The organism is Devosia rhizoryzae (genome assembly GCF_016698665.1).
GTDB classification, from domain to species: Bacteria; Pseudomonadota; Alphaproteobacteria; order Rhizobiales; family Devosiaceae; genus Devosia; species Devosia rhizoryzae.
Genome location: NZ_CP068046.1, coordinates 2,175,980 through 2,196,828 on the forward strand (window position 1 = coordinate 2,175,980; position 20,849 = coordinate 2,196,828).

The 20,849-nt window shown below is 63.4% G+C and carries 20 protein-coding genes; 8 read left to right on the forward strand and 12 right to left on the reverse strand.

Translation table 11 applies throughout. The annotated features are described in order from the left end of the window. The first annotated feature begins 8 nt into the window (after positions 1-8). Positions 9-605, forward strand: a complete 597-nt coding sequence (locus JI748_RS10810) for an SCO family protein (protein ID WP_201630375.1) — start codon at positions 9-11, stop codon at positions 603-605. Between the two features lie 20 nt (positions 606-625). After that, positions 626-1,354 carry a TlyA family RNA methyltransferase gene (locus JI748_RS10815; RefSeq protein WP_201637247.1) on the forward strand — a complete coding sequence of 243 codons (729 nt, stop codon included), beginning with the start codon at positions 626-628 and terminating at the stop codon, positions 1,352-1,354. Between the two features lie 148 nt (positions 1,355-1,502). Here JI748_RS10815 and JI748_RS10820 read toward each other — a convergent pair whose 3' ends face one another. The 3 genes from JI748_RS10820 to uxaC form a co-directional block, all read right to left on the reverse strand. Further along, positions 1,503-2,018, reverse strand: coding sequence for a CAP domain-containing protein (locus JI748_RS10820; protein ID WP_201630377.1), 516 nt, complete (start codon positions 2,016-2,018; stop codon positions 1,503-1,505). Between the two features lie 4 nt (positions 2,019-2,022). After that, positions 2,023-2,871 carry an aminoglycoside phosphotransferase family protein gene (locus JI748_RS10825; protein ID WP_201630387.1) on the reverse strand — a complete coding sequence of 283 codons (849 nt, stop codon included), beginning with the start codon at positions 2,869-2,871 and terminating at the stop codon, positions 2,023-2,025. 185 nt (positions 2,872-3,056) lie between these two features. After that, entirely contained in the window at positions 3,057-4,475 is a 1,419-nt protein-coding gene (gene uxaC, locus JI748_RS10830; RefSeq protein ID WP_201630394.1) for a glucuronate isomerase, read from the reverse strand. Between the two features lie 218 nt (positions 4,476-4,693). Here uxaC and JI748_RS10835 point away from each other — a divergent pair, with 218 nt between their 5' ends. Further along, on the forward strand, positions 4,694-4,861 hold the full coding sequence (locus JI748_RS10835) for a hypothetical protein (protein WP_201630402.1): 168 nt from the start codon (positions 4,694-4,696) through the stop codon (positions 4,859-4,861). Between the two features lie 24 nt (positions 4,862-4,885). Here the strand turns inward: JI748_RS10835 and JI748_RS10840 are convergent, their stop codons facing one another. Further along, entirely contained in the window at positions 4,886-6,751 is a 1,866-nt protein-coding gene (locus JI748_RS10840) for a putative bifunctional diguanylate cyclase/phosphodiesterase (protein ID WP_201630411.1), read from the reverse strand. A 218-nt stretch (positions 6,752-6,969) separates the two neighbouring features. On the opposite strand from JI748_RS10840, the gene JI748_RS10845 reads away from it, so the two are divergent. Further along, entirely contained in the window at positions 6,970-8,055 is a 1,086-nt protein-coding gene (locus tag JI748_RS10845) for a helix-turn-helix transcriptional regulator (protein ID WP_201630413.1), read from the forward strand. Positions 8,056-8,162: 107 nt separating this feature from the next. Here the strand turns inward: JI748_RS10845 and JI748_RS10850 are convergent, their stop codons facing one another. From JI748_RS10850 to JI748_RS10870, 5 genes are read right to left on the reverse strand one after another with little or no spacing between them, the layout of a single operon-like run. Next, positions 8,163-8,774 (reverse strand): DJ-1/PfpI family protein, encoded by a 612-nt coding sequence (locus JI748_RS10850; RefSeq protein ID WP_201630415.1) that lies wholly within the window; start codon positions 8,772-8,774, stop codon positions 8,163-8,165. Positions 8,775-8,833: 59 nt separating this feature from the next. After that, positions 8,834-9,784, reverse strand: a complete 951-nt coding sequence (locus JI748_RS10855; protein ID WP_201630417.1) for a substrate-binding domain-containing protein — start codon at positions 9,782-9,784, stop codon at positions 8,834-8,836. A gap of 52 nt (positions 9,785-9,836) precedes the next feature. Continuing rightward, a complete protein-coding gene (locus tag JI748_RS10860) occupies positions 9,837-10,832 on the reverse strand; it encodes an ABC transporter permease (RefSeq protein WP_201630419.1) in 996 nt (331 codons plus the stop codon). Beyond that, positions 10,829-12,373 carry a sugar ABC transporter ATP-binding protein gene (locus JI748_RS10865; RefSeq protein WP_407644951.1) on the reverse strand — a complete coding sequence of 515 codons (1,545 nt, stop codon included), beginning with the start codon at positions 12,371-12,373 and terminating at the stop codon, positions 10,829-10,831. The genes JI748_RS10860 and JI748_RS10865 overlap by 4 nt, the downstream gene beginning before the upstream one ends. 11 nt (positions 12,374-12,384) lie before the next feature. Continuing rightward, complete coding sequence (locus JI748_RS10870; RefSeq protein WP_201630423.1) at positions 12,385-13,089, reverse strand: GntR family transcriptional regulator; 705 nt, start codon at positions 13,087-13,089, stop codon at positions 12,385-12,387. 74 nt (positions 13,090-13,163) lie between these two features. Here JI748_RS10870 and JI748_RS10875 point away from each other — a divergent pair, with 74 nt between their 5' ends. Genes JI748_RS10875 through JI748_RS10890 form a run of 4 tightly spaced genes read left to right on the forward strand, consistent with a single transcriptional unit; the run spans position 13,164 to position 17,697 of the window. Next, complete coding sequence (locus JI748_RS10875) at positions 13,164-14,195, forward strand: Ldh family oxidoreductase (RefSeq protein ID WP_201630425.1); 1,032 nt, start codon at positions 13,164-13,166, stop codon at positions 14,193-14,195. Next, on the forward strand, positions 14,192-15,409 hold the full coding sequence (locus JI748_RS10880) for an iron-containing alcohol dehydrogenase (RefSeq protein WP_201630427.1): 1,218 nt from the start codon (positions 14,192-14,194) through the stop codon (positions 15,407-15,409). Before JI748_RS10875 ends, JI748_RS10880 begins: the two co-directional genes overlap by 4 nt. A gap of 18 nt (positions 15,410-15,427) precedes the next feature. Next, positions 15,428-16,903 (forward strand): NAD-dependent succinate-semialdehyde dehydrogenase, encoded by a 1,476-nt coding sequence (locus JI748_RS10885; RefSeq protein WP_201630430.1) that lies wholly within the window; start codon positions 15,428-15,430, stop codon positions 16,901-16,903. Then, positions 16,903-17,697, forward strand: coding sequence for an alpha/beta hydrolase (locus JI748_RS10890; protein WP_201630432.1), 795 nt, complete (start codon positions 16,903-16,905; stop codon positions 17,695-17,697). Before JI748_RS10885 ends, JI748_RS10890 begins: the two co-directional genes overlap by 1 nt. Positions 17,698-17,766: 69 nt before the next feature. On the opposite strand, the gene JI748_RS10895 is transcribed toward JI748_RS10890, so the two are convergent. The 3 genes from JI748_RS10895 to JI748_RS10905 are packed head-to-tail and all read right to left on the reverse strand — an operon-like array spanning position 17,767 to position 20,836. Further along, on the reverse strand, positions 17,767-18,588 hold the full coding sequence (locus JI748_RS10895) for an HpcH/HpaI aldolase/citrate lyase family protein (protein ID WP_201630434.1): 822 nt from the start codon (positions 18,586-18,588) through the stop codon (positions 17,767-17,769). Beyond that, positions 18,585-19,781, reverse strand: coding sequence for a CaiB/BaiF CoA transferase family protein (locus JI748_RS10900; protein ID WP_233280499.1), 1,197 nt, complete (start codon positions 19,779-19,781; stop codon positions 18,585-18,587). Before JI748_RS10900 ends, JI748_RS10895 begins: the two co-directional genes overlap by 4 nt. After that, on the reverse strand, positions 19,778-20,836 hold the full coding sequence (locus JI748_RS10905; protein ID WP_201630436.1) for an ABC transporter ATP-binding protein: 1,059 nt from the start codon (positions 20,834-20,836) through the stop codon (positions 19,778-19,780). The genes JI748_RS10900 and JI748_RS10905 overlap by 4 nt, the downstream gene beginning before the upstream one ends. Positions 20,837-20,849: the final 13 nt, after the last annotated feature.

A 20,849-nucleotide genomic window follows, 5' to 3' on the forward strand; every position in this document is an offset into this window, starting at 1 on the left:
GGACGATCATGACCAACAACATCTTGCGCAATTTTCGGGTCGTGCTCTGGGTGCTGGTGGCCGTGGTGGCGATCGGGGCGACGGCGCTTTTTGTGTTTCGGCCACCGCAGCGGCCGCTGGGCGTAACGGGACAGGAATTTGCGCTGGCCTCGACCAAGGGCGGTGAATTCACGCAGGCCTCGCTCGCCGGAACGCCGAGCCTTGTATTCTTCGGCTATACGCACTGCCCCGAAGTCTGCCCGACGACGCTGGCGGAGACCACCGCGTGGCGCAACCAGTTGGGGCTGAGCGAAGAGGACCTGCGCATCATCTTCGTCACGGTCGATCCCGAGCGGGATACGGCCGAGATGGTCAAGACCTATGTGGAAGGCTTCGATCCGAGCGTCATCGGGCTGGTGGGGACGCCGGACGAAACCGAGAAGGCCAAGGCGGCGTTCGGGGTGTTTTCTGAGAAGGCCGGCGATGTCGCAAGCGACTATTATACCGTTAACCACACGGCGCTGACCTTTCTGATCGATGACGATGGCAGCTTCGAGGGCACCATTGCCTACGAAGAAGCCAGCGACACCGCGCTGGCCAAGATCGAGCGGCTGGTTCGCGGTTGAGCCGCATCCGGCTCGACCTGATGCTGGAGCAGCGCGGGCTGATGCCGAGCCGGGCGCGCGCTCGTGACGCGATCTTGCGCGGCACCGTGACGGTGAATGGCGCAGCGGCGAAGAAGCCTAACCAGATGGTGGACGATGGAGACGTGATCGCGATCAGCGATCCCGCATCTGGCTATGTGTCGCGTGCGGCGCTGAAGCTGATTGCGGGTCTCGATGCGGGCGGTGTCGCGGTCGAAGGCAAGGTGTGCCTCGATGTGGGATCGTCGACGGGCGGCTTTACCCAGGTGCTGCTCGAGCGCGGGGCGGCGCGGGTTTATGCGGTGGATGTGGGCCACGACCAGTTGCATGCCAGCCTACGGGAGGACACGCGAGTGGTGAGCCTTGAGGGCACCAATGCGCGGGAGCTCGGTCGCGAGACGATCCCGGACGTGGTGGACCTCCTTGTTTCCGACGTGAGCTTTGTGTCGGTGACCAAGGTGCTGGCCGCGCCCTTGGGGCTTTGTGGGCCGGAGGCGCAAGCCGTGGTGCTGTTCAAGCCGCAGTTCGAGGTGGGGCGGGAATTCGTCGGGTCAGGCGGCGTGGTGCGGGACGCAGAGGCCAGCGCCCGAGCGATGGCCGAGGTGGTGCGGTTCGTCGAGGGGCATGGGTTTGGGCTCATGACCGCGGTGGTGTCGCCGATTGCCGGTGGGGATGGGAATTTGGAAACGGTGCTGGTGTTTGAAAGAACACCCCCTTCCGAGCGCCGCTAAGGTCCTTTGGACCTAAGCTTTGCTTGCCTTCCCCTCTGAGGGGGAAGGTGGGCGTCGAGAATGTGGCACCTCTTCACCTTCCCCCTTGAGGGGAAGGCAAGCGAAGCTTAGCCGTCAGGCTTAGCGTAGCTCGGAAGGGGGTTGTTATTTACGAATACCAGGCCTCGAACGGCCCACCCGCAATCAGCGCCCAGTAGAGCTTGCCGGAGCCGGTGCGGGCGAAGGCGAGGCCGAACTCGACGAATTTGGGGGATAGGAGCGTGGCGCGGTGGCCGCTGGAGGCGAGCCAGCCGTCGATGGTGGCCGGCAGGGTCTGGTAGCCCTTGGCCACGTTTTCACCCACAGCCGTCTGATAACCGGCGGCGCTGACGCGCTGGCGGAGCGTGGTGCCCAGATTGTGGCTGAGCGTGTCCTTGCTGGCCATGAGGCGGGCCTGGGATCGCGCGGCGGTTTCGAGGGCCGGATTGTAGCTCCAGGGAGCGGCGCCGTGCTTGCGGCGAGTGGCGTTGATGGCGGCGACGATCTGCTCGCGCGTCAGGTCCTCGGGGCGATCGGACGTGGGCGCCGTTGCGGGCCGCGGCGTGATGGGGGCGGTGCTGGCGCAGGCGGACAGGATGGCAGCGCTGCCGAGGACGAGAACGGAGCGGCGGGTAAGCTGGGTCATGACGTCAGGCCTGGTCATAGGCGGCAAGAAGGTGAGGCAGGCAGGCGAGCTGGTTGGTGATGGCGATGCCCTCGGCTAGGTCCCAGGAGGCTGAGAGGGCCGCGTGGGCGCAGGCCCAGCCCAGAATGCGCTTGCGAGGGTAACCGAGGCGCTGCGCCAGGATGTCGGCGCGGGCGGAGATGCGGCGCGGGTCGGCCGCGATCGCCGTGCCGCGCTCGGGATTGATGAAGACCGGGGCGGTTTCATAGGCCGGATCGCCAAACAGGCCCTTGGGATCGATGGCGAGCCAGCCGCGATCGGAGGAAAGAATATTGTCGTGGTGGAGATCGCCATGCAGCGGGATCTGGGCGCTCGGCCGATCGAAGAGTTTCAGCGCGATGCCGGAGGCGCGGGCATAAAGGTCGCGGGCGGTGTGGGGCCACGCGCGGGCCTCGCTGGCGAAAAGGGCGGCGAAGCGGTCGCGCAGAGGTTCAAGATTGTCGGGGGCAGCGGCGCGCTGGCGATGGAGGCTGGCAACGATGGTGGCGATGGCTATGGTGCCTTCGTCATCGTGACCGGCGCGGACGGGATCGCCCAGCGTGCCGCCATCGAGCCATTCCATGAAAATGGTGTCGTTGTGGGTGTCGAAGACAGTGGCTGCCCCATTGCCTTCGTACCACTGGAGAAGGCGAGACCCCCTGCCCTCTTCAGCGGCGGCGACAGCCTTGATGATCTTGAGCGCGGCAAAGTTGCGGCCGTTCTGCTCGACCCGGAAAATCCAGCTGCGCGGCGTTTCGGCCACTGGCGTGGACTTGGTCAGCGACCAGCGGATCATGGCGCGGCTGAGCGCCGTTTCGACGGGAGACTGATTCATGGGGCTTTTGTAGCAGAATCAGGACGCGGATTCGACTGGGGACGAGAGATGGTGGTGGACGAATGGCAACGCGTTTGCTGAGACACCCACACCCCCTTCCGAGCTACGCTAAGCCTAGCGGCTAAGCTTCGCTGGCCTTCCCTCAAGGGGGGAGGTGAATGCGGTGGGTGTGAGGTCTCAAGTCGTCAGGCGATCTTGTAGGCGTCCTTGGCGGCCTGGTAGCTAAGGTGAACGGCGATCTCTTCGGCGCTGGATTTGCTGATGCGGTTTTCGGCGATCCAAGTGCCCAGGAAATGGCAGACTTCGCGGCGCCAGACGTCGTGGCGGGCGGGGATGGAGAGCAGCGCGCGGGTGTCATCGTTGAAGCCGGCGAGATTGTAGAAGCCGGCGGTTTCGACGACCTGGTCGAGATAGCGGCGGATGCCCTGAGGGGAGTCGTGGAACCACCAGGGCGGGCCAATGAGCAGGGAGGGCCAATAGCCGGCCATGGGGGCGAGCTCGCGGGCGTAGGTGGTTTCGTCGAGGACGAACATGATGAGACGCAGGTTCGGCTCGTTGCCGCAGCGGGAGAGGAGCGCGCGCAGGCCGCCGACATAATCGGTGGGGCCGGGTATGTCGGCGCCGAGATCTGTGCCGCGTTCGCTCATCAAGAGCGGATCGGTGTTGCGGCGCGAGCCGGCATGAAGCTGCATGACCATGCCGTCTTCGACCGAGAGCAGCGCCATCTCGGTCATCATCTGGGCGCGGAAGAGCTCGGCGTCCTGCGCGTCGTGGCGGCCGGCGAGGATCTTGTCGAGCAGCGCCTGCTTTTCCACCAGCGGCAGATCGGCGGTCATGGCGGTGGGCACGCCATGGTCGGTGGCGACGGCGCCGAAGCGGCGGAAATATTCGCGACGATTGCGGTGGGCGTTGATGAGGCCTGCCCAGGTGGCGGTGTTTTCGCCCGTCAGCTCGCCGAACTTCTGGAGATTCTCGACGATCGCGGCACGGCTCGGGTCGGTGACGTCATCGGGCCGATAGGTGGTCCGGACCCGGCCAATGTAGCCGTCCTTTTCCATCGCCTGGTGCTGGATCAGAAGGTCGAGCGCAAATTCGGTGGTGGCGATCACCTCGACGTTGAAGCGGTCGAGGATGGCGCGCGGCAAGAGGTCGGGTGAGGCCAGCTGGCGATCGATCTGGTCGTAAATGCTGTTGGCCGTGGCGCCGGACAGTTCTTCGGTAATAGCGAAGACGGCATGGAGGGAGTGGTCGATCCAGGTCTTGGACGGGGTGCCGGCGAAGAGATGGTAATTGTTGGCAAAGAGCTGCCAGGCCTTGCGGCCGTCGGCTTCGACCGGCTGGCCATCTTTGCGCGGAATTCCCAGCGCGTCGTAGGATATGCCGCGGCTCTTGAGCATGCGCAGCACGTAGTGGTCCGGCGTCAGGAACAGGGCCGTGGGGCTGGCGAAGCGGCCATTCTGCGCGAACCAGGACGGATCGGTATGGCCGTGCGGGCTGACGATCGGGAGGTCCTTGACCAAAGGATAAAGCTCACGCGCGTTGGAGCGGGCAGGCTCGGAGGCCGGGAAAAGGCGATCGGAATGAAGGTGGCTTGGCTGGGTCATGAGCGGGTTTTGCCATGTTCGCCAACCCCTTTCAACATCTGCCATACAAGACGGCCGTTGGCTTGCATTTTATGTAAATTAACCGCGTTGCAAGGCCTGTGTTCGAAGCGGGGCAAAGCGGGCGTATCGTTCGATCCTGAGGGTGAGAAGAGCTCAAGATGGCGGCGACCCAAACGTCCAACCGGCGCTAAAGCCGGCAGCGTGTTGCGGAGCGAGCCATGGCCAATCTCGAATTCGATGGCATTTCAGCAGACATTGAAAGCGTACGGCGCCGGGCGCGACACAGCACGCATGTGCAGCGAGCACAGGTGATGCTCTTGGCAGCGTGTCTGTCGACGCTGGGCGTGGTCGCGGTCGCCGGAACGCTTCTGACGCGCATATTCTAAAGCGCCGTCATCGCTATCGTCGATTTACGGAAGCGTGCCGGTAAGCTGGTACTCTGCTCGTCCATCGGTGCCTGAAGCGACGCGTTGGCTGAAATTGCGCAGCAGCTGTGTGACGTCACGACCCGACACCGGCCGGGAGAACAGGTAGCCCTGGCCCAGGGTACAACCGAGCTGGCGAAGTATATCGGACTGGCGCGGTGTCTCGATGCCTTCGGCCACAACCCGCATGTCGAGCCGCTGGGCAATGTCCAAGATGGCGCTCACCACCACTTCGCCAGGCTGATCCACGCCCAATCGCTCGACGAATGAGCGGTCAATCTTGATGATGTCGACCGGAAAACTCAAAAGGTGCGTCAGCGAGGCAAAGCCTGTCCCGAAATCGTCGAGGGCCACGAGGAGACCCTTGGCCCGAAGCTCTTCGACCGCCCAGGGCACGGCCTGATCATTGCCGCCCATGAAGACGGACTCGTTGACCTCGAGCACGACATGACGCAACGGCACCTTGTGATAGGTGAAGACGTCCGTGATGCGCTCGGCCAGATCGCCGCGCTGGAAATCGCCCGTGGTGACATTGATGCCCACATGCTGGAACGGGATCTCGGCATCGAGCCAGATGCGGATATCGCGGGCGATGTGGTCTATCATCTGCCCCGTCAGCTCGTAGGCGATGCGCGGATCGGAAAAGGCGGCGTGGAACTCGCCGGCCGAGGCGATCCGTCCTTCACTGGTTTGCATCCGCGCCAGCGCTTCAAGGCCGACGATCTCGCCGCTGTCGAGCCGGACGATGGGCTGGTAGAAGGGCAGGATGCGCTTTTCTGCCATGGCGGCATCGATGTCGCGGACCATGGCGATGCGCTGCACCATGGCGGTGCGCAGATCCTGGCGGAAACCGAAATAGCCACCGCGATGGGTTTGCTTGGCCTGGTACAGGGCAAAATCGGCGTTCTGGATGAGGATGTCGGCCGCCTCACCGTCTTCGCCGAACAGGGCGCCACCCAAGGTCACATGAGCGGCGATCGATTGGCTGCCGACCGTCACCATGCCCGATGTCGCATCGAGGATGCGCTGGGCGGCCAGCTCCAGCGCCGGATGATCGGCGCAGTCGGTCACAAGCACCGCCATCTCGTCGCCACCGAGCCTGCAGGCCAGAATATCGGCGCCGCAGGTCCCCAGGCGATTGGCCACCGCGCGCAGCAGCGCATCGCCCGCAGCATGACCCGCGCTGTCATTGACGAGCTTGAGGTGGTCGATATCGAGAAGGATAAGCCCGAAAGGCTGGCCGGCAGCGATGCGCTCATCGAGCACCATATTGAAATGAGCGCGATTGGGCAGGCCGGTCAGCACATCGTAATAGGCCAGTCGATGGCTGCGGGCGCGGACGCGTTCATGTTCGATCGCCAGGGCACAAAGATGGACGCAGGTCTCCACCATCTGCCGCTCGAAGGCGGTCGGGCCGCGAGCCTCGCCATAATAGAAGGCAAAGGTCGCAACGACCCGCCCGGCGCTGTTGCGCACCGGGCTCGACCAGCAAGCAAGCAGACCGAATGGCAAGGCCAGTTGCTTGTACTCGGCCCAGAGCGGATCGGTGGCAATGTCGGTGACCTCCACCGGCTCGTTGCGCCAGGCAGCCGTGCCGCAGGAACCGGCCACGGGAGCGGCCACAAGGCCATCGATAGCAGCGCAATAAGATTGCGGCAGGCTCGGCGCCGCGAGCGTTTGCAAGCGCATGGCCTCATCGACCAGGAGGATCGAACAGCGCACCCCGGGAGCATTGCGCTCGACCGCCCGGCACAAAATCGTGCCGACGTCGCGCAAGGCGTCCCCGCGCGCCACCGCTTCCAGCACTTCGGTCTGGAGGCGCAACAGCAGTTCGGTTTCACTGGCAGCCATGCGGGCTCTCGCGGATCAGCAGCAGACACTATAACGCGGACGTAAATAGCGCGTTCTCCTATTGATCACATTTGAAACAAGCCGCTCAACTGTTACGCCGCGGCGGACAGACTGAGCGCGCTCTAGAATTCTTGCTGGTTAGGGAAGAATTTACCATTTGGTCCATTGTCAGGCGCTGAGCTTCCGGCTTTGTTAGGCGGGAAGCAAGAGTAAAGATCGTGCTAAGCGAAACCCTGCTGGCCAGCATCTATGCCATCGCCACCGAGCAGCAGGCCTTTGGCGACATTAGCGGCGTGATTGCGTCCGAGTTGGGCTATGGGCATGGGCTGATCTCAATCAGTTCGGGCGGCGGGCCGGTTGAGCTGGCAATGACGCAGGCGCCCGAGGTGATGCAGGGCTACCTCGACTATTACCACAAGCTCGATCCCTGGGCCGGCGTAGCGGCTCGCACGCGCTATGGCGAAGCCATCGTCACCGACATCGAGCAACGGCAACAGTTCTACGACACTGAATTCTACGTCGATTTCGCTTTTCAGATCGGCATGGTCGATCCCCTCGGGGTGCGCATGCCCCTGGGCAAGGGCACCGAACTGCTGGTCGGGCTCAACCAGGCGCTCCGGTCGACCCATCCCACACCGGAAGACGAGCAGATCATGCTGGTGATCGGCCGGCATCTGCAGCGGGCGGTGCAGTTGCGTCAGCAGCTGAGTGGCGTCGTCGGGGACCGGGGCACGCTCCTTGCAGCGCTGGACCGGGTGGCGTTCGGCATGGCGATCACCACGGCGGATGGACGCGTGCAGGCGCTCAACAAGGCGGGGGAAGGCGCCATTGCCAGCGGCTGTGGATTGTTGGTCCGCAAGGGGTTCCTGACCGCACAAGACGGCAGCATGGCGGGGGCGCTGGCCCTCCTGATCCGCGACGCCAGCAATGGTGGTTCGGGCGGGGCCCTGCGCCTTCGCGCAGGCCTCGACAGCTTTGCCAATGTGCTGGTCGCCCCCCTGCCCCCGAACAGTGACTGGCCAGGCAGCGGCTCCCGAACGCTGGTCGCCTTCCGGCTCTCGGGCGCCCCGACACACCTTAACGCTCATCTCCTCATCTCCACCTTCGGCCTCAGCCGTGGCGAAGCCCAAGTGGCCGTAGCCCTGACGGAAGGCAAATCCGGCGAAGAAATTGCCCTGGCCCGCGGGGTGAAGACCACAACGATCAAGAGCCAGTTGCAGTCGATCTTCATAAAAACGGGAACAAGCTCGCAGCGGGAGCTGGTGGGCTTCCTGGCAGCTCTACCGGCGGTGGTGGTAGACTAAGAATAGAAGGCTTTGCGGCAGACAGCCTCGCAGCGCGCAACTCGCCTTGTGAGTCCGGCCTGGATCAGGCAGGAAAACGGCCGGCCACGTGGGCCGGCCAATCCGGGTTAAGCCGCCTGTTCGGTGATGTCGCCGCTGTGGCGGATTTCGGTGCCGAGGACCTTGAGGCATTCGCGGATGAAGGCGGCCAGCGCCGTCCAGCCCTTGGCCGATACCATGGTGCCGTCGACATAGGCGTCGGTGGGCGAAAGATCGATATAGGTGCCGCCCGCCAGGGTGACTTCCGGCTCGCAGGCAGCGAGGGCCGCAACTTTCTTGCCGCGCACCACGCCATCGACGGCGATCAGGATCTGCACGCCGTGGCAGATGGTGAAGATGGGCTTCTTGGTTTCGTGGAAGTGCCGGACCATGGCCTGCACGCGCTTGTCGGTGCGGATATATTCCGGACCACGGCCGCCGGCGGCATAGACCGCGTCGTATTCGTCGAGGCGCACTTCGCTGAAGGTTTTGTTGATCAGCGCGTAGTGGCCCATCTTTTCGGTATAGGTCTGGTGACCTTCAAAATCGTGGAGCGAGGTCGCGATCACCTCGCCGGCCTTCTTGTCCGGGCACACGACATGGACGGTGTGCCCCACCGCTTCCATGGCCTGCTGATAAACAAAGATTTCGTATTCTTCGGTGAATTCACCGCACAGCATCAGGATTTTCTTGCCGGGCATTTGACGGTCTCCAAACAAAGCAGGGGCGGACCGCGCTTTTAGGCGCGGCCCATGTGAGATCAGAACGGGCTATCGGGGAAGTAATATTCGTCGGCGTTGTCCTGCGTGATCAAGGGCGCGTCGAGCTTGACCGTTCCACGCACCGGCGCCTGGCCGTTGAACTGGGCGGCGGTCATGTAGATCGCGGTCTTGATCATGGACGGCGGATAGGGCGTTTCGATCGGGGTCATGGCGTCGCCGGCCTTCACCTTCTCGATAATTTCCTTCATTCCGTTGCCGCCCAGCGCATATTTGATCTCAGTGCGGCCGGACTGTTCGATGGCTTCGAGCACGCCCAGGAGCATGTCGTCGTCATTGGCCCAGACGGCGTCGATATGGGGATACTTGGCGAGGTAGTCCTGCATGAGGCTGAAGGCCTCGTCGCTGTTCCAGTTGGCATACTGGATGTCGAGGATCTTGATGTCGCTTCCTTCAAGGCCTTCTTCAAAGCCCTGGATGCGCTCGTCGTCGATCACGGTGGGGATGCCGCGCAGCACGACGACGTCGCCCTTGCCGCCAAGATTGTCGACCAGGAACTTGGCCGTGGTGGAGCCAACGGCGATGTTGTCGCCAGCGACATAAAGGTCCTGGATGGTCGGATCGGTGAGGCCGCGGTCAACCACGGTGATGAAGGTGCCGGCGTCCTTGACCGACTGGACGGGGCCGGTGAGTTCTTCGGACGAATGGGGCAGGATCACCAGGGCGTCTGGCTGGCGGGTGGCGGAAAGGTCTTCCAGCGCGCTGACCTGGGCCGTGGCAGAGGGCGAGGTCTTGACGATGACTTCGATGTTGGGGAAGGCAGCGTTGATTTCCTCTGCAGCCTTTTGCGCGTGGTAGACGACGCCGGCGGTCCAGCCATGGTCGGCAGCCGGGATCGAGACGGCAATGACCTTTTGTTCCTGTGCAAAGGCGGGCACTGCCGCGAGCAGGGTAGCCAAGCCGATGGCACCCAAGAGATTTCTTCTCAACATCAAATTTCCTCCCAGAAATGGACCAGTCGATTGTGCAGGGCGTGAGGTCCGGTCACGGCTGCTTGGAGAACCTTTGGACGAGCATGGCGATGATGATGATCACGCCCTGAACAGCGGCCACGAGGTATTCGGAAATGAAGTCGGACAGCACCATGAGGTTGGCGATCATCTCGAGGATGACGGCGCCAGCAATGGTGCCCCAGATGCGGCCCTTGCCACCGCGCAGAGCAGTGCCGCCGATCACCACGGCGGTGATCACCTGCAACTCCCAGAGAAGACCGGTGGTCGGCGTGGCGGCGCCCAGGCGCGGCACGTAGCAGATGGCGGCGATGGCGACGCAGATACCCTGGATAACGAAGGCAATGGTGCGGACGCGGCCGACCGAAATGCCGGAAAAGCGTGCAACTTCTTCGTTGGCGCCCACTGCAGCGCAGCGGCGGCCGAACTTGGTGCGGTAGAGGATGAAGGCACCGACGACGGCCACGGCCAAAGAGACCAGGATCGGGATCGGAATGCCGGCGAGGTTGCCGTAGTAAACCGGGCGGAACGGGTCGCGCAGGCTGCGGTCGATCGGGATCGTGCCGCCATCGGACATGAAAGTAATGAGCGCCCGGAAGATGCCCATCGTGCCAAGGGTCACGATAAAGGGCTCGATCTTGCCGACGGTGACGATCAGGCCGTTGAAAAGACCTGCCAGCGCCCCGACGCAGAGCACAAGTGCCATGCCGGCGATGATGGCATTGGCGCCCATGCTCGGCACCAGTGCATTCATGAACATGATCATGATGCCGGTGACGAAAGCTGCCATCGAACCGACGGAAAGGTCGAGACCGCCGGAAGAGATAACGAAGGTCGCGCCGACTGCGATGATGGCGATAAAGGCCGAGCGTGTGACTACGTTGGTGATGTTGGTGGCGGAAAGGAAATCGGGGTTGATCAGCATGCCGACCACGGCAAGCAGGACAAGCGCGATAAAGGGGCCAATTTCGACCCAGTTAATGCGCTGGACAAGCGGCTCGCGAACCGGCGGCGCGGTGATGTCGGTCATTGGATGGTTCCTCCTGCCGCAGCGGTTGGCCCGCCGCTTGTTGCCGCCAGCACAACGGCTTCTTCGGTGATCTCGTCACCGGCGAATTCTGCGACAATGCTGCCGGCCCGCATCACGAGTATGCGGTCGCACAGGCCCACCAGTTCCTGCAGTTCCGACGAGATCACGATGCAGGCCTTGCCCGCCCGGATCAGCGCGTCGATGAAGGAATAGATCTGGCTTTTGTTGCCGATATCGATGCCGCGGGTCGGCTCGTCGATGATGACGACCTTGGGGTCGAGCATCATGATCTTGGCGAGCAGAAGCTTTTGCTGATTGCCGCCCGAAAGCTGCCCAGCTTCGAGCTTTTTCGAACGCACGCGGATGTCGTATTCGCTGACGGCACGATCGAGTTCCTGCCGCTCGAGCTTTTGCTCCATATAGGGCTTGCGATAGAGCCTTGAGAGCGCCGTGAGCACCAGGTTTGGCGCTAGGCGCTCGCGCAGAAGCAGGCCCTTTCCCTTGCGGTCTTCGGTCAAGTAGCCGATGCCTGCATCGACCCCGTCAGCTACCGAGTGGATACGAACGGCTTTGCCGTCTACCCGCACCTGACCGACCTTGGATGGCCGCAAGCCAAGCAGCCCTTCGAAGAGTTCGGTGCGCCCTGCCCCGATCATGCCACCCAGGCCCAGCACTTCACCGGGCCGCGCGACGAGCGACGCTTCGGTGACAAAGCCTGGAACGGAGAGGTTCTCGATCTCGAGAATGGGCTGCTGTTGCGACACGCCGCGCTTGGGCGGGTAGAGCATGGAGAGTTCGCGGCCCACCATCAGGCGCGCCATGTCTTCCTGCGTCACCGCCTCGGCATCATAGGTGCCGATCATCTTGCCGTCGCGCAGGACGGTGATGCGGTTGGCCAGTGCTTCGACTTCGTTGAGGCGGTGAGAAATGTAGAGAACGGCGACGCCGCGGTCGCGGAGGCCGCGGACGATGCCGAGCAGCGTGTCGACTTCGCTGGTGGTCAGAACCGCGGTCGGCTCGTCGAAGATCACCAGGCGATGGTCTTCGAGCAGTGCGCGGGCGATCTGTACGAGCTGTCGCTGTGCAATCGGCAGGTTGCTGACCAGGTCGCGCGGCGAGGCTGTGCAACCGAGATCAGCGAGGCGTTCGGAGGCAATTCGCTCCATGGTGCGATCGTCGACCACGCCGTTGCGTGTGCGCTCGCGACCGAGGAACAGGTTTTCGACCACGGTCAAGCCGTCTGCGAGCAGAATTTCCTGATGCACCAAAGCGATGCCGGCATGTTCGGCCGCAACCGGCGTATTGAAGACCACCTCTTCGCTAGCCAGGCGGATCGTGCCCTTGGTCGGTTTCACATGGCCGGAGATCAGCCGCATCAGCGTCGACTTGCCGGCGCCGTTTTCGCCGATAATGGCGTGTATCTCGCCCGACCGAATATCGAGATCGACATCGGACAGAACCGTCACCGGACCATAGGCCTTGGAGAGCCCCGAAAGCTGCATCAAGGGCGCAGATACTTGCGCTGCAGTTGGCCGGATCATGTCGACCGCGCTCATTCGTCGAATACCGGCAATAGACGATCGCGGGAACGTTCGATGTGGAGGCGCATCGCCTTCTCGGCCGCAGCGGCATCGCGCGCTTCAAAAGCGCTGATGATGGCTTCGTGCTCCGAAAGTGCTTCCTCGGTCACGCGCGAGTGGAACATCAGGCGGAAGATGTGGAAGTGCACATGCTGGTGGATCAGCGTGTCGCGGATCAGCTCGTTGCCCGCGACCTTCATGATCATGTCGTGGAAAACGGCGTCCTGGCGGGCGAACTGGGAATAACGGGCACGCTCGTCGCCTGTCTTGGCGCGGCGGCCCATAACGCCGGCTGCCTCAGCCAGCTCGGCCACCGACTCTTCATCGAGGCGGGCGACGGCGCGGCGGGCAGCGTCGGGTTCGAGCAACAGGCGCAACTCGTAAAGATCGGCGAACTGCTTGGCAGTGACCTGCGGGGCGGCGCTATAGCCGACAAGATGGGTCTTGTTGACCAGACCTTCGGCTTCAAGACGGCTTAGCGCTTCGCGGATCGGGGTCTGCGACACGCGCAGCTCACGCGCCAGATTATCGACAGTAATCCGCGACCCGGGCGCGATCTTGAGCGACATCAGTTGACCGAAAACCGTCTCGTAAACCTCGGTTGCAAGGCTATGGCGCGGGATGGCGGTCGCCACATCGGCGCTGCTGCTCTGTGCTGCTGAAAGCTCTCGGGCCATCTTTTCCTCTTGACTTAACCACTGGCTAACATGATGTTCGCCGCCATGCAATACGATATCGTATAGGATTTCCGATGCGGGTTTTGGTGGATGAGGCGGAGAGGGTTGCAACGGCGCTGCTGACAGCAGCCGGCGCTCCGCTTGCCCATGCCCGCATCCAAGCCGATAGTCTGGTGGGCGCAGAACTGCGTGGACATCCCTCTCACGGCTTGCAGCGGCTGCCGCGATTGCTTGACCGCATCGAGCGCCACTTGGCCGACCCCAAAGCACGTGGCGTGCTGAGCTGGCGCAGGCCAGGCTCGCTCCATGTCGACGGGCAGCAGGGTCTAGGACCAGTGATCGCCTTTGCAGCGATCGACACCCTGCTTGAGCGGGTTGACGACACGGGTATCGCTCTCGCAAGCGTCGGCAATTCCAATCACCTGGGCATGCTGGCGCTTTATGTCGAAGCGGTGGCGCGGGCCGGAAAGATCTGCATCGCCCTTTCCACCAGCGAAGCGCTCGTGCATCCGTTCGGCGGTACCCGCGCCATGCTGGGCACCAATCCAATCGCTATCGGCACTCCCACAGGCGGCGAGCCTTTCGTGCTCGACCTCGCCACGAGCCTTGTCTCCATGGGCAAGATCCATGACCACGCCCTTCGGGCAGCACCTCTTCCAAAGGGCTGGGCGCTCGATGACGAAGGGCAGCCAACCACCAATGCCGAGCGGGCAAAGCGCGGCTCGATCGCGCCGTTCGGCGGGGCGAAGGGCTATGGGCTGGGTCTTGCCTTAGAACTGCTGGTCGCCAGCCTGGTTGGCTCTGCTTTTGCCCCCGATGTTCATGGCACGCTCGATAGCGAGCACGTTGCCAATAAGGGCGATGTGTTCATCATCATCGATCCCGACCATGCCCAGACCAGCCGGATGGCCAACTACCTCGACGCCATTCGCCTGAGCCCAGCCACTGATGCCGAACGCCCCGTCAGCGTGCCTGGTGATGGCGCGCGGCGGCGCCGGCTCGCGGCGCTCGAATACGGCTTTGGTGTCAACGACAATCTCTGGCGCTCGCTTACCGAACGCCTGGATCAGACCTCACCCCCGCTTCATCAGGAACTCTCGTCATGAGCCTATTCGCAGCCCTTCGATTGCCGCGCGAGGTCCTGTTCGGCGCGGGACAACGTCATGCCTTGGGTAAGGTCGCGGCCCGCCTCGGCGAACGCGCCCTCATTTGCACCGATGCGCGTTTGGCCAACGAGCCGGTGTTCGCCGAGATAGTGGCGCAGCTTGAAGCCGAGGGCATCACGGTTGAGGTCGACTCCACCGTCGAACCCGACGTGCCGCGCGACTCCTGCAGCAAGGTGGCCGATGCGGCGCGTGGTTTTGCCCCCGATATGGTCATCGGGATCGGGGGCGGTTCTTGCCTCGACCTGGCCAAGACGGTGGCCTTGCTGCTCCAGCATGGGGGCACGCCGGACCAATATTATGGCGAGGGCAAGGTGCCAGGCCCGATCCTGCCGATGATCGCGGTGCCGACCACCGCTGGCACCGGTTCGGAAGTGACGCCCGTTGCGGTCTTGTCCGACCCTGACCGCGCCATGAAGGTGGGCATTTCGAGCGCGCACCTCATCCCTTCCGCTGCCATCTGCGATCCGGAACTGACCCTCACCTGCCCGGCCGGCCTTACCGCCATTGCCGGCGCTGACGCCCTCACCCACGCTATCGAAGCCTATACCGCCATTCGCCGCCAGCCCGGCCCGGCGCTGGCGCAGGAGCGCGTGTTCGTCGGCAAGAGCGCCCTCACCGACCACTTTGCCCTATTGGCCATCGAACTGCTTGGCCGCAGCCTCGAGCGCGCCTATCGCGAACCCGGCTCGATCGATGCGCGGGCCGACGTCATGATGGGCGCCCTTTGCGCCGGCATGGCTTTCGGCACTGCCGGCACCGCCGCCGCACATGCCATCCAGTATCCGATCGGCACGCTGACGCACACTGCCCATGGACTGGGCGTTGCCTGCATGCTGCCCTATGTTATGACCTTCAACCGCTCGCATGCGACCGCAGAATTCGCTGCTATTGGCCGCGCTCTGGGCTCCAGCGAAACGGACGAAGCCAAGCGCGCCGATGCAGCGATCGAGCTGGTCCGCACGTTGTTCGAGCGCATCGGCATTCCGGTTAATCTCAAGCTGCTTGGCCTCCAAGAAGAAAAACTCGGCTGGACGGGTGAGCAGGCGCTGACCATCGGCCGTTTGATCGACAACAATCCGCGGCCGCTCGATGCGTCCGCCATGCAACGGCTGATCGGGGCCGCCTTCAGCGGCATCCTGCAGCAAGCATCCTGATCCCCACGGAAAAACATCATGAGCACTGCCAACGTCCTGCCGCTGAACAACCCCAATAGCCTCGACTGCTCGCGCTACGCCAAGGGCCTTTACATAGGCGGGAAGTGGATCGCGGGATCGGGCATTCCCGTGGTCGACCCTTCCACCGAGGAGGTTCTGGCCGAGGTCCCGGATGCGAGCGAAGATCAGGCCCGGCAGGCGGTCGATGCTGCCCATGCAGCGGCGCCCGGCTGGCGCGCGACGCCGCCGCGGCAGCGTGCCGAAATCCTGCTGCGCTGCCACAAGCTGATGCTGGAGCGTGCCGACGAGCTGGCCATGCTGATCTCGCTCGAGAATGGCAAGGCGCTGACCGATGCGCGCGGCGAAGTGAACTATGCGGCCGAGTTCTTCCGCTGGTATGCCGAAGAAGCGGTGCGCATTGCCGGCGAATACCGGATGGCGCCTTCGGGCAGCAATCGAATCCTCGTCGACATGGAGCCGATCGGCATTGCCGTGCTGATCACACCGTGGAATTTTCCGGCGGCCATGGCCACCCGCAAGATCGCGCCGGCGCTCGCCGCCGGATGCACCGTGGTGCTGAAGCCGGCGAGCGAAACGCCGCTCACCGCTTATGCCTTGGCCGATCTTTATGCCGAGGCTGGCGTTCCGGCCGGTGTCGTCAATGTACTGACCACCAAGAAGCCCGGGCCGGTCACTGCGGCCATGCTCAACGACGCACGCGTGCGCAAACTCTCGTTTACCGGATCAACAGGGGTCGGTCGTACGCTCCTGGCGGAGGCGGCGAAGACGGTTCTCAGCTGCTCGATGGAGCTGGGCGGCAATGCCCCGTTTGTCGTGTTCGACGATGCCGATCTCGAGGCTGCGCTCGATGGCGCCATGGTCGCCAAGATGCGCAATGCCGGCGAGGCCTGCACGGCTGCTAACCGCTTTATCGTCCAAGACGGCATCTACGACCGCTTCGCTGAAGGACTGACCAAGCGCATGGCGGCACTTCGCGTGGGCGCGGGAACTGACCCGGCGACCGCTTGCGGCCCGATGATCACCAAGAAGGCGGTCGACAAGATCGAGAGCCTCGTCGCCGACGCTGTCGGCAAGGGTGCGCGCGCCCTTACCGGTGGCGAACGGCCGCAAGGTCAAGGGTTCTTCTATCCGCCAACCGTTTTGGTCGACGTTCCGGTCGAGGCCGAAATGGCCAGGGAAGAAATCTTTGGGCCCGTCGCGCCGCTTTATCGCTTCTCCACCGAAGACGAAGCGGTGGCGCTGGCCAATGACACCGAATATGGTCTCGCGGCCTATGTATTCACCGGCGATCTCAAGCGCGGGCTCGCCGTGTCGGGACGCATCGAGGCTGGCATGATCGCGCTCAATCGCGGTTTGGTTTCCGATCCGGCAGCGCCCTTCGGCGGTGTCAAGCAGAGCGGGCTTGGCCGCGAAGGTGGCGTCCATGGCATTGCCGAGTTCATGGAGCCCAAATACATCGCGACCTCGTTCTGATGGTCGACCTGTTCCGCACCCGCGACCATGTTGCGGACTTCGACGGCTATGTTTCCCAGTTCGTCACCCGCAGCGCTGCCACGAGAGCGACGCTGCGGGGGCAGCTGGATGTGGCCTATGGCGAGGGGCAGGACGAAAAGCTCGACCTCTTCTTTCCGGAAGGCCTGAGCGCCCCTGCCCCGGTGCACCTCGTCGTTCATGGCGGCTACTGGCGCATGTTCGCAAAGGCGGACTATTCCTTCATCGCCGACACGATCACCCAGGCGGGTGCCATCGCGGCGATCATGGATTATTCGCTGATGCCATCAGTGCGGATGGAGACCATTGTCGACCAGGTTACCCGCGCAGCGAGCTGGCTATACGAGCACGCGGGAGAGTTTGGCGGCGATCCAGCCCGATTCTCAGTCTCGGGTCACTCTGCCGGCGCGCATCTTTGCGCCATGCTGCTAGAGGGAAAGAGCCCCTTCCGGCCAAATGCCGGTCTGCTCCTCAGCGGCGTCTACGACATCGAGCCTCTTCGCCAATCATTCCTGCAGCCGCTGATCGGCATTACCGAGGAGGAGGCAGCCCGCTTCTCGCCGCTTCGGCTGTCGCTGGAGAAGATCGAGGACGTTCGCATCCTTGTTGGCGATGGGGAAACCGAGCCATTCCACACCCAGGCCGCCAGCTTGGCACACAAACTCGGAACAACGCCCGTGCAGATATCCGGCAACCACATGAGCGTCGTACTCGATCTTGGCGATGCCAGCAGTCCTGCGGGGCGGCACCTTTGGTCGATGTGCAGCAGGCTTTAGCTGACTGATATCGGAGCGCATTGGGATCAAGGCGCCTAATTTCTCATGCCGCTACCCGGCTGTCCGATATCAGCTCTTTGAGAGAATGGCCCGAGCCCTGGCTATGACGGGAGCGTCGACCATCCGGCCGTCGACCTCGAACGCGCCCTCCCCTCCGGCAGCGCGCTTAACGACCTTTTCGGCCCACTCGCGCTCCGAGGCACTGGGGCTGAAGGCGGTGTTGAGCAAGGGGACCAGACTTGGATGGACGCAGGTGGCGCCGTCAAAACCATGCTGGGCCGCTTCCCGCGCGGCAGCTTCGACCCTGGCCTGGTCCGAATAATCTGCGGTTGACTGCAAGAGGCCAAATGAGAGCAAACCCTGCTCTTTGGCGGCATAGTGAACCAAGAGCTTGGGCAGCCGGAGCACGTCGGGGGTCGGCTCCGCGCCGATCGACAGCGCGAGGTCCTCGCCACCAACCGAGAGGCCAAGGAGGCGTGGTGCCTTGGCGATGGCGCGTGCGTCCAGCACAGCGCCGATATTTTCAAGCAGAGCGACAAAGCTCATCGGCGAGCGGCCGGTGTCCGCCTCGGTTTTCTCCAACGCCGCCGCGAGTTGAGCGACTTCGTCGGCATGGCGGACCTTGGGCACATAAAGGCTGACCGCCCCGGCGCGGCATGCCGCCAGTGCGTCCTCGATGCGTCTTTCGCCGCTATTGATGCGCACGAATACGCTGGCGCCGTTTCGGCCTACCGCTTTGACCGTTTCGGCCAGGCCTTGCCGCGCCTCGTCCTTGGCATTTTCGGGCACGGAGTCCTCGAGGTCGAGGATGATCGCATCGGCGCCGCGCTCATGCGCCTTGGCAAGAAAGCGTTCGGAATGCGCCGGGACGTAGAGCAGCGAGCGGATCATGGGGCTTCCAAAGTGCGTGGATCGATCCCGGCTTCACGCAAGATCTCGGCCGTGTGTTCGCCCAGGCCAGGCGCTTGCCGGCGCCAAATGCCGGGCGTTCCAGACAGGCGCGGGACGATGTCGTGCATGGGCAGGGTGCCGAAACCATCATCTTCGGCGTCGACGATGATCTCGCGATCGCGAAAATGCTGGTCCGCCATGGCATCGGCGATGTTGTAGACCGGGCCAACCGTGGCGCCCGCTGCGCGCATCGTCGACAGAGCCTCTTCGCTGCTGCGGGTAGAAAACCAGGTGCCGATCGCCGCGTCGACAAGGCCGCGGTTCTTGACGCGGTCGGAATTGGTGGCGAACCGCGGATCCTCGTTCATGTCCGAACGGCCGATGACCTCGAAAATGCGTCTGGCCACGGCCGGGGTCGAGCCGGATAGCGCCAGATATTTCTCGTCGGCGCATTGGTAGACGTTGCGCGGCGAGGCCGTATTGGAAGCGCTCCCGACCCGCTGCTTGATCTTTCCGGTCACGGCATGGATGGCAGCTTCCGGGCCCAGCACCGAGAACATCGGTTCGAGCAAGGACAAATCGATGACCTGCCCACGCGCCCTGCCCGCCTGGCGCGCATAAAGCGCCATCATCGTCGCCGACGCGCCATAGATGCCGGCGATCATGTCGGCCAGTGCCAGGGGCGGCAGCACCGGCTCGCGATCCGGGAAGCCCGTGCGATCGGCAAAGCCGCTCATCGCTTCGACGATGGTGCCAAAGCCCGGCAGCTGCGAATAGGGCCCGGTCTGCCCGAAGCCGGAAATTCGAACGACGATCAGGTCAGGATTGCGCTCCAGCAGCTTTTCGGGCGCCAGGCCCATATTTTCCAGCGTGCCGGGGCGAAAATTCTCGATGAACACATCGGCCGTGTCGACCAGCCGCCACAGCGCGTCCATCGCCGCCGCCTGACGCAGGTTCAGCATGACCGAGCGCTTGTTGCGCCCATAGGTCTTCCAGAACAGCGAGTGTCCGTCGTCTTTCCAGTCGCGCAACGGGTCGCCCTCGGGCGGCTCAATCTTGACGACGTCTGCGCCAAAGTCTGCCAGCTGCAGGCTCAGCATATTGCCCGCCATCAACCGCGACAGGTCGAGCACGTGAATGCCGTCCAGGGGTCCGGTAGCGGTGGGATCAAAGCGCCTCGTCGCAAAACTCACCGCAGCCTCAATCCCGTCGCCTTGTCGAAGACGAAGAGCTTTTGCGGGTCGATCACGAGGTTGATCCGCTCACCCGGCGACAACAGCGCATGGTCGCGCACGACAATGGAAATGTCCTTGCCGCCGACACGGGCCAGCACTTCCTGTGCATCGCCGGTCGGCTCGACCACCACCACTTCCGCCGGCACACCCTCGGAACCGAGCGTAATGTGCTGCGGGCGCACGCCGTAGACGATCTCGATGCCCGCAACTGTGTCGAGCGGCGCCCCGAGCGGCATGGACTGGCCACCCGTGAGGGTTACCGCTGAACCGCCTTCGTAACGGGCATCGAACAGGTTCATTTCCGGCGAACCGATAAAGCCGGCGACAAAGAGGTTGGCGGGATTGTTGTAAAGCTCGAGCGGCGCCCCCGCCTGTTCGATACGGCCGCCATTGAGCACGACGATCTTATCGGCCATGGTCATGGCTTCGGTCTGGTCATGCGTCACGTAGACCATGGTTTTGCCGAGCCGCTGATGCAGCCGCTTGATCTCGCCGCGCATCTTGACGCGCAGCTTGGCGTCGAGGTTCGACAGCGGCTCGTCGAAGAGGAAAGCGCGCGGATCGCGCACGATGGCGCGGCCCATGGCCACGCGCTGACGCTGGCCGCCCGAGAGTTCTCGTGGCAGCCGATTGAGCAGATCGGTGAGCCCCAAAATATCGGCAGCCTCCGTCACCCGGGCCTTGATCTCCGCCTTGGGCGTGCCGGCGAGCCGCAGCGAGAAGCTCATATTGTCCGCCACCTTCATGTGAGGATAAAGCGCATAGGACTGGAACACCATGGCGATGTCCCGCTCCTTGGCCGGCATGTTGTTGACCACCTTGCCGCCAATGGTGATCTCGCCGGCGCTGATGTCCTCGAGCCCCGCGATCATGCGCAGCAGCGTCGACTTCCCGCAGCCGGAAGGGCCGACCAGCACGACGAATTCGCCATTCGCCATCTCGAGCGAAATGTCGTTGAGCACCTGGACCTGGCCATAGCTCTTGCCGACATGTTTGAGTTCGATTTCCGCCATGCTGGTCTCCTCC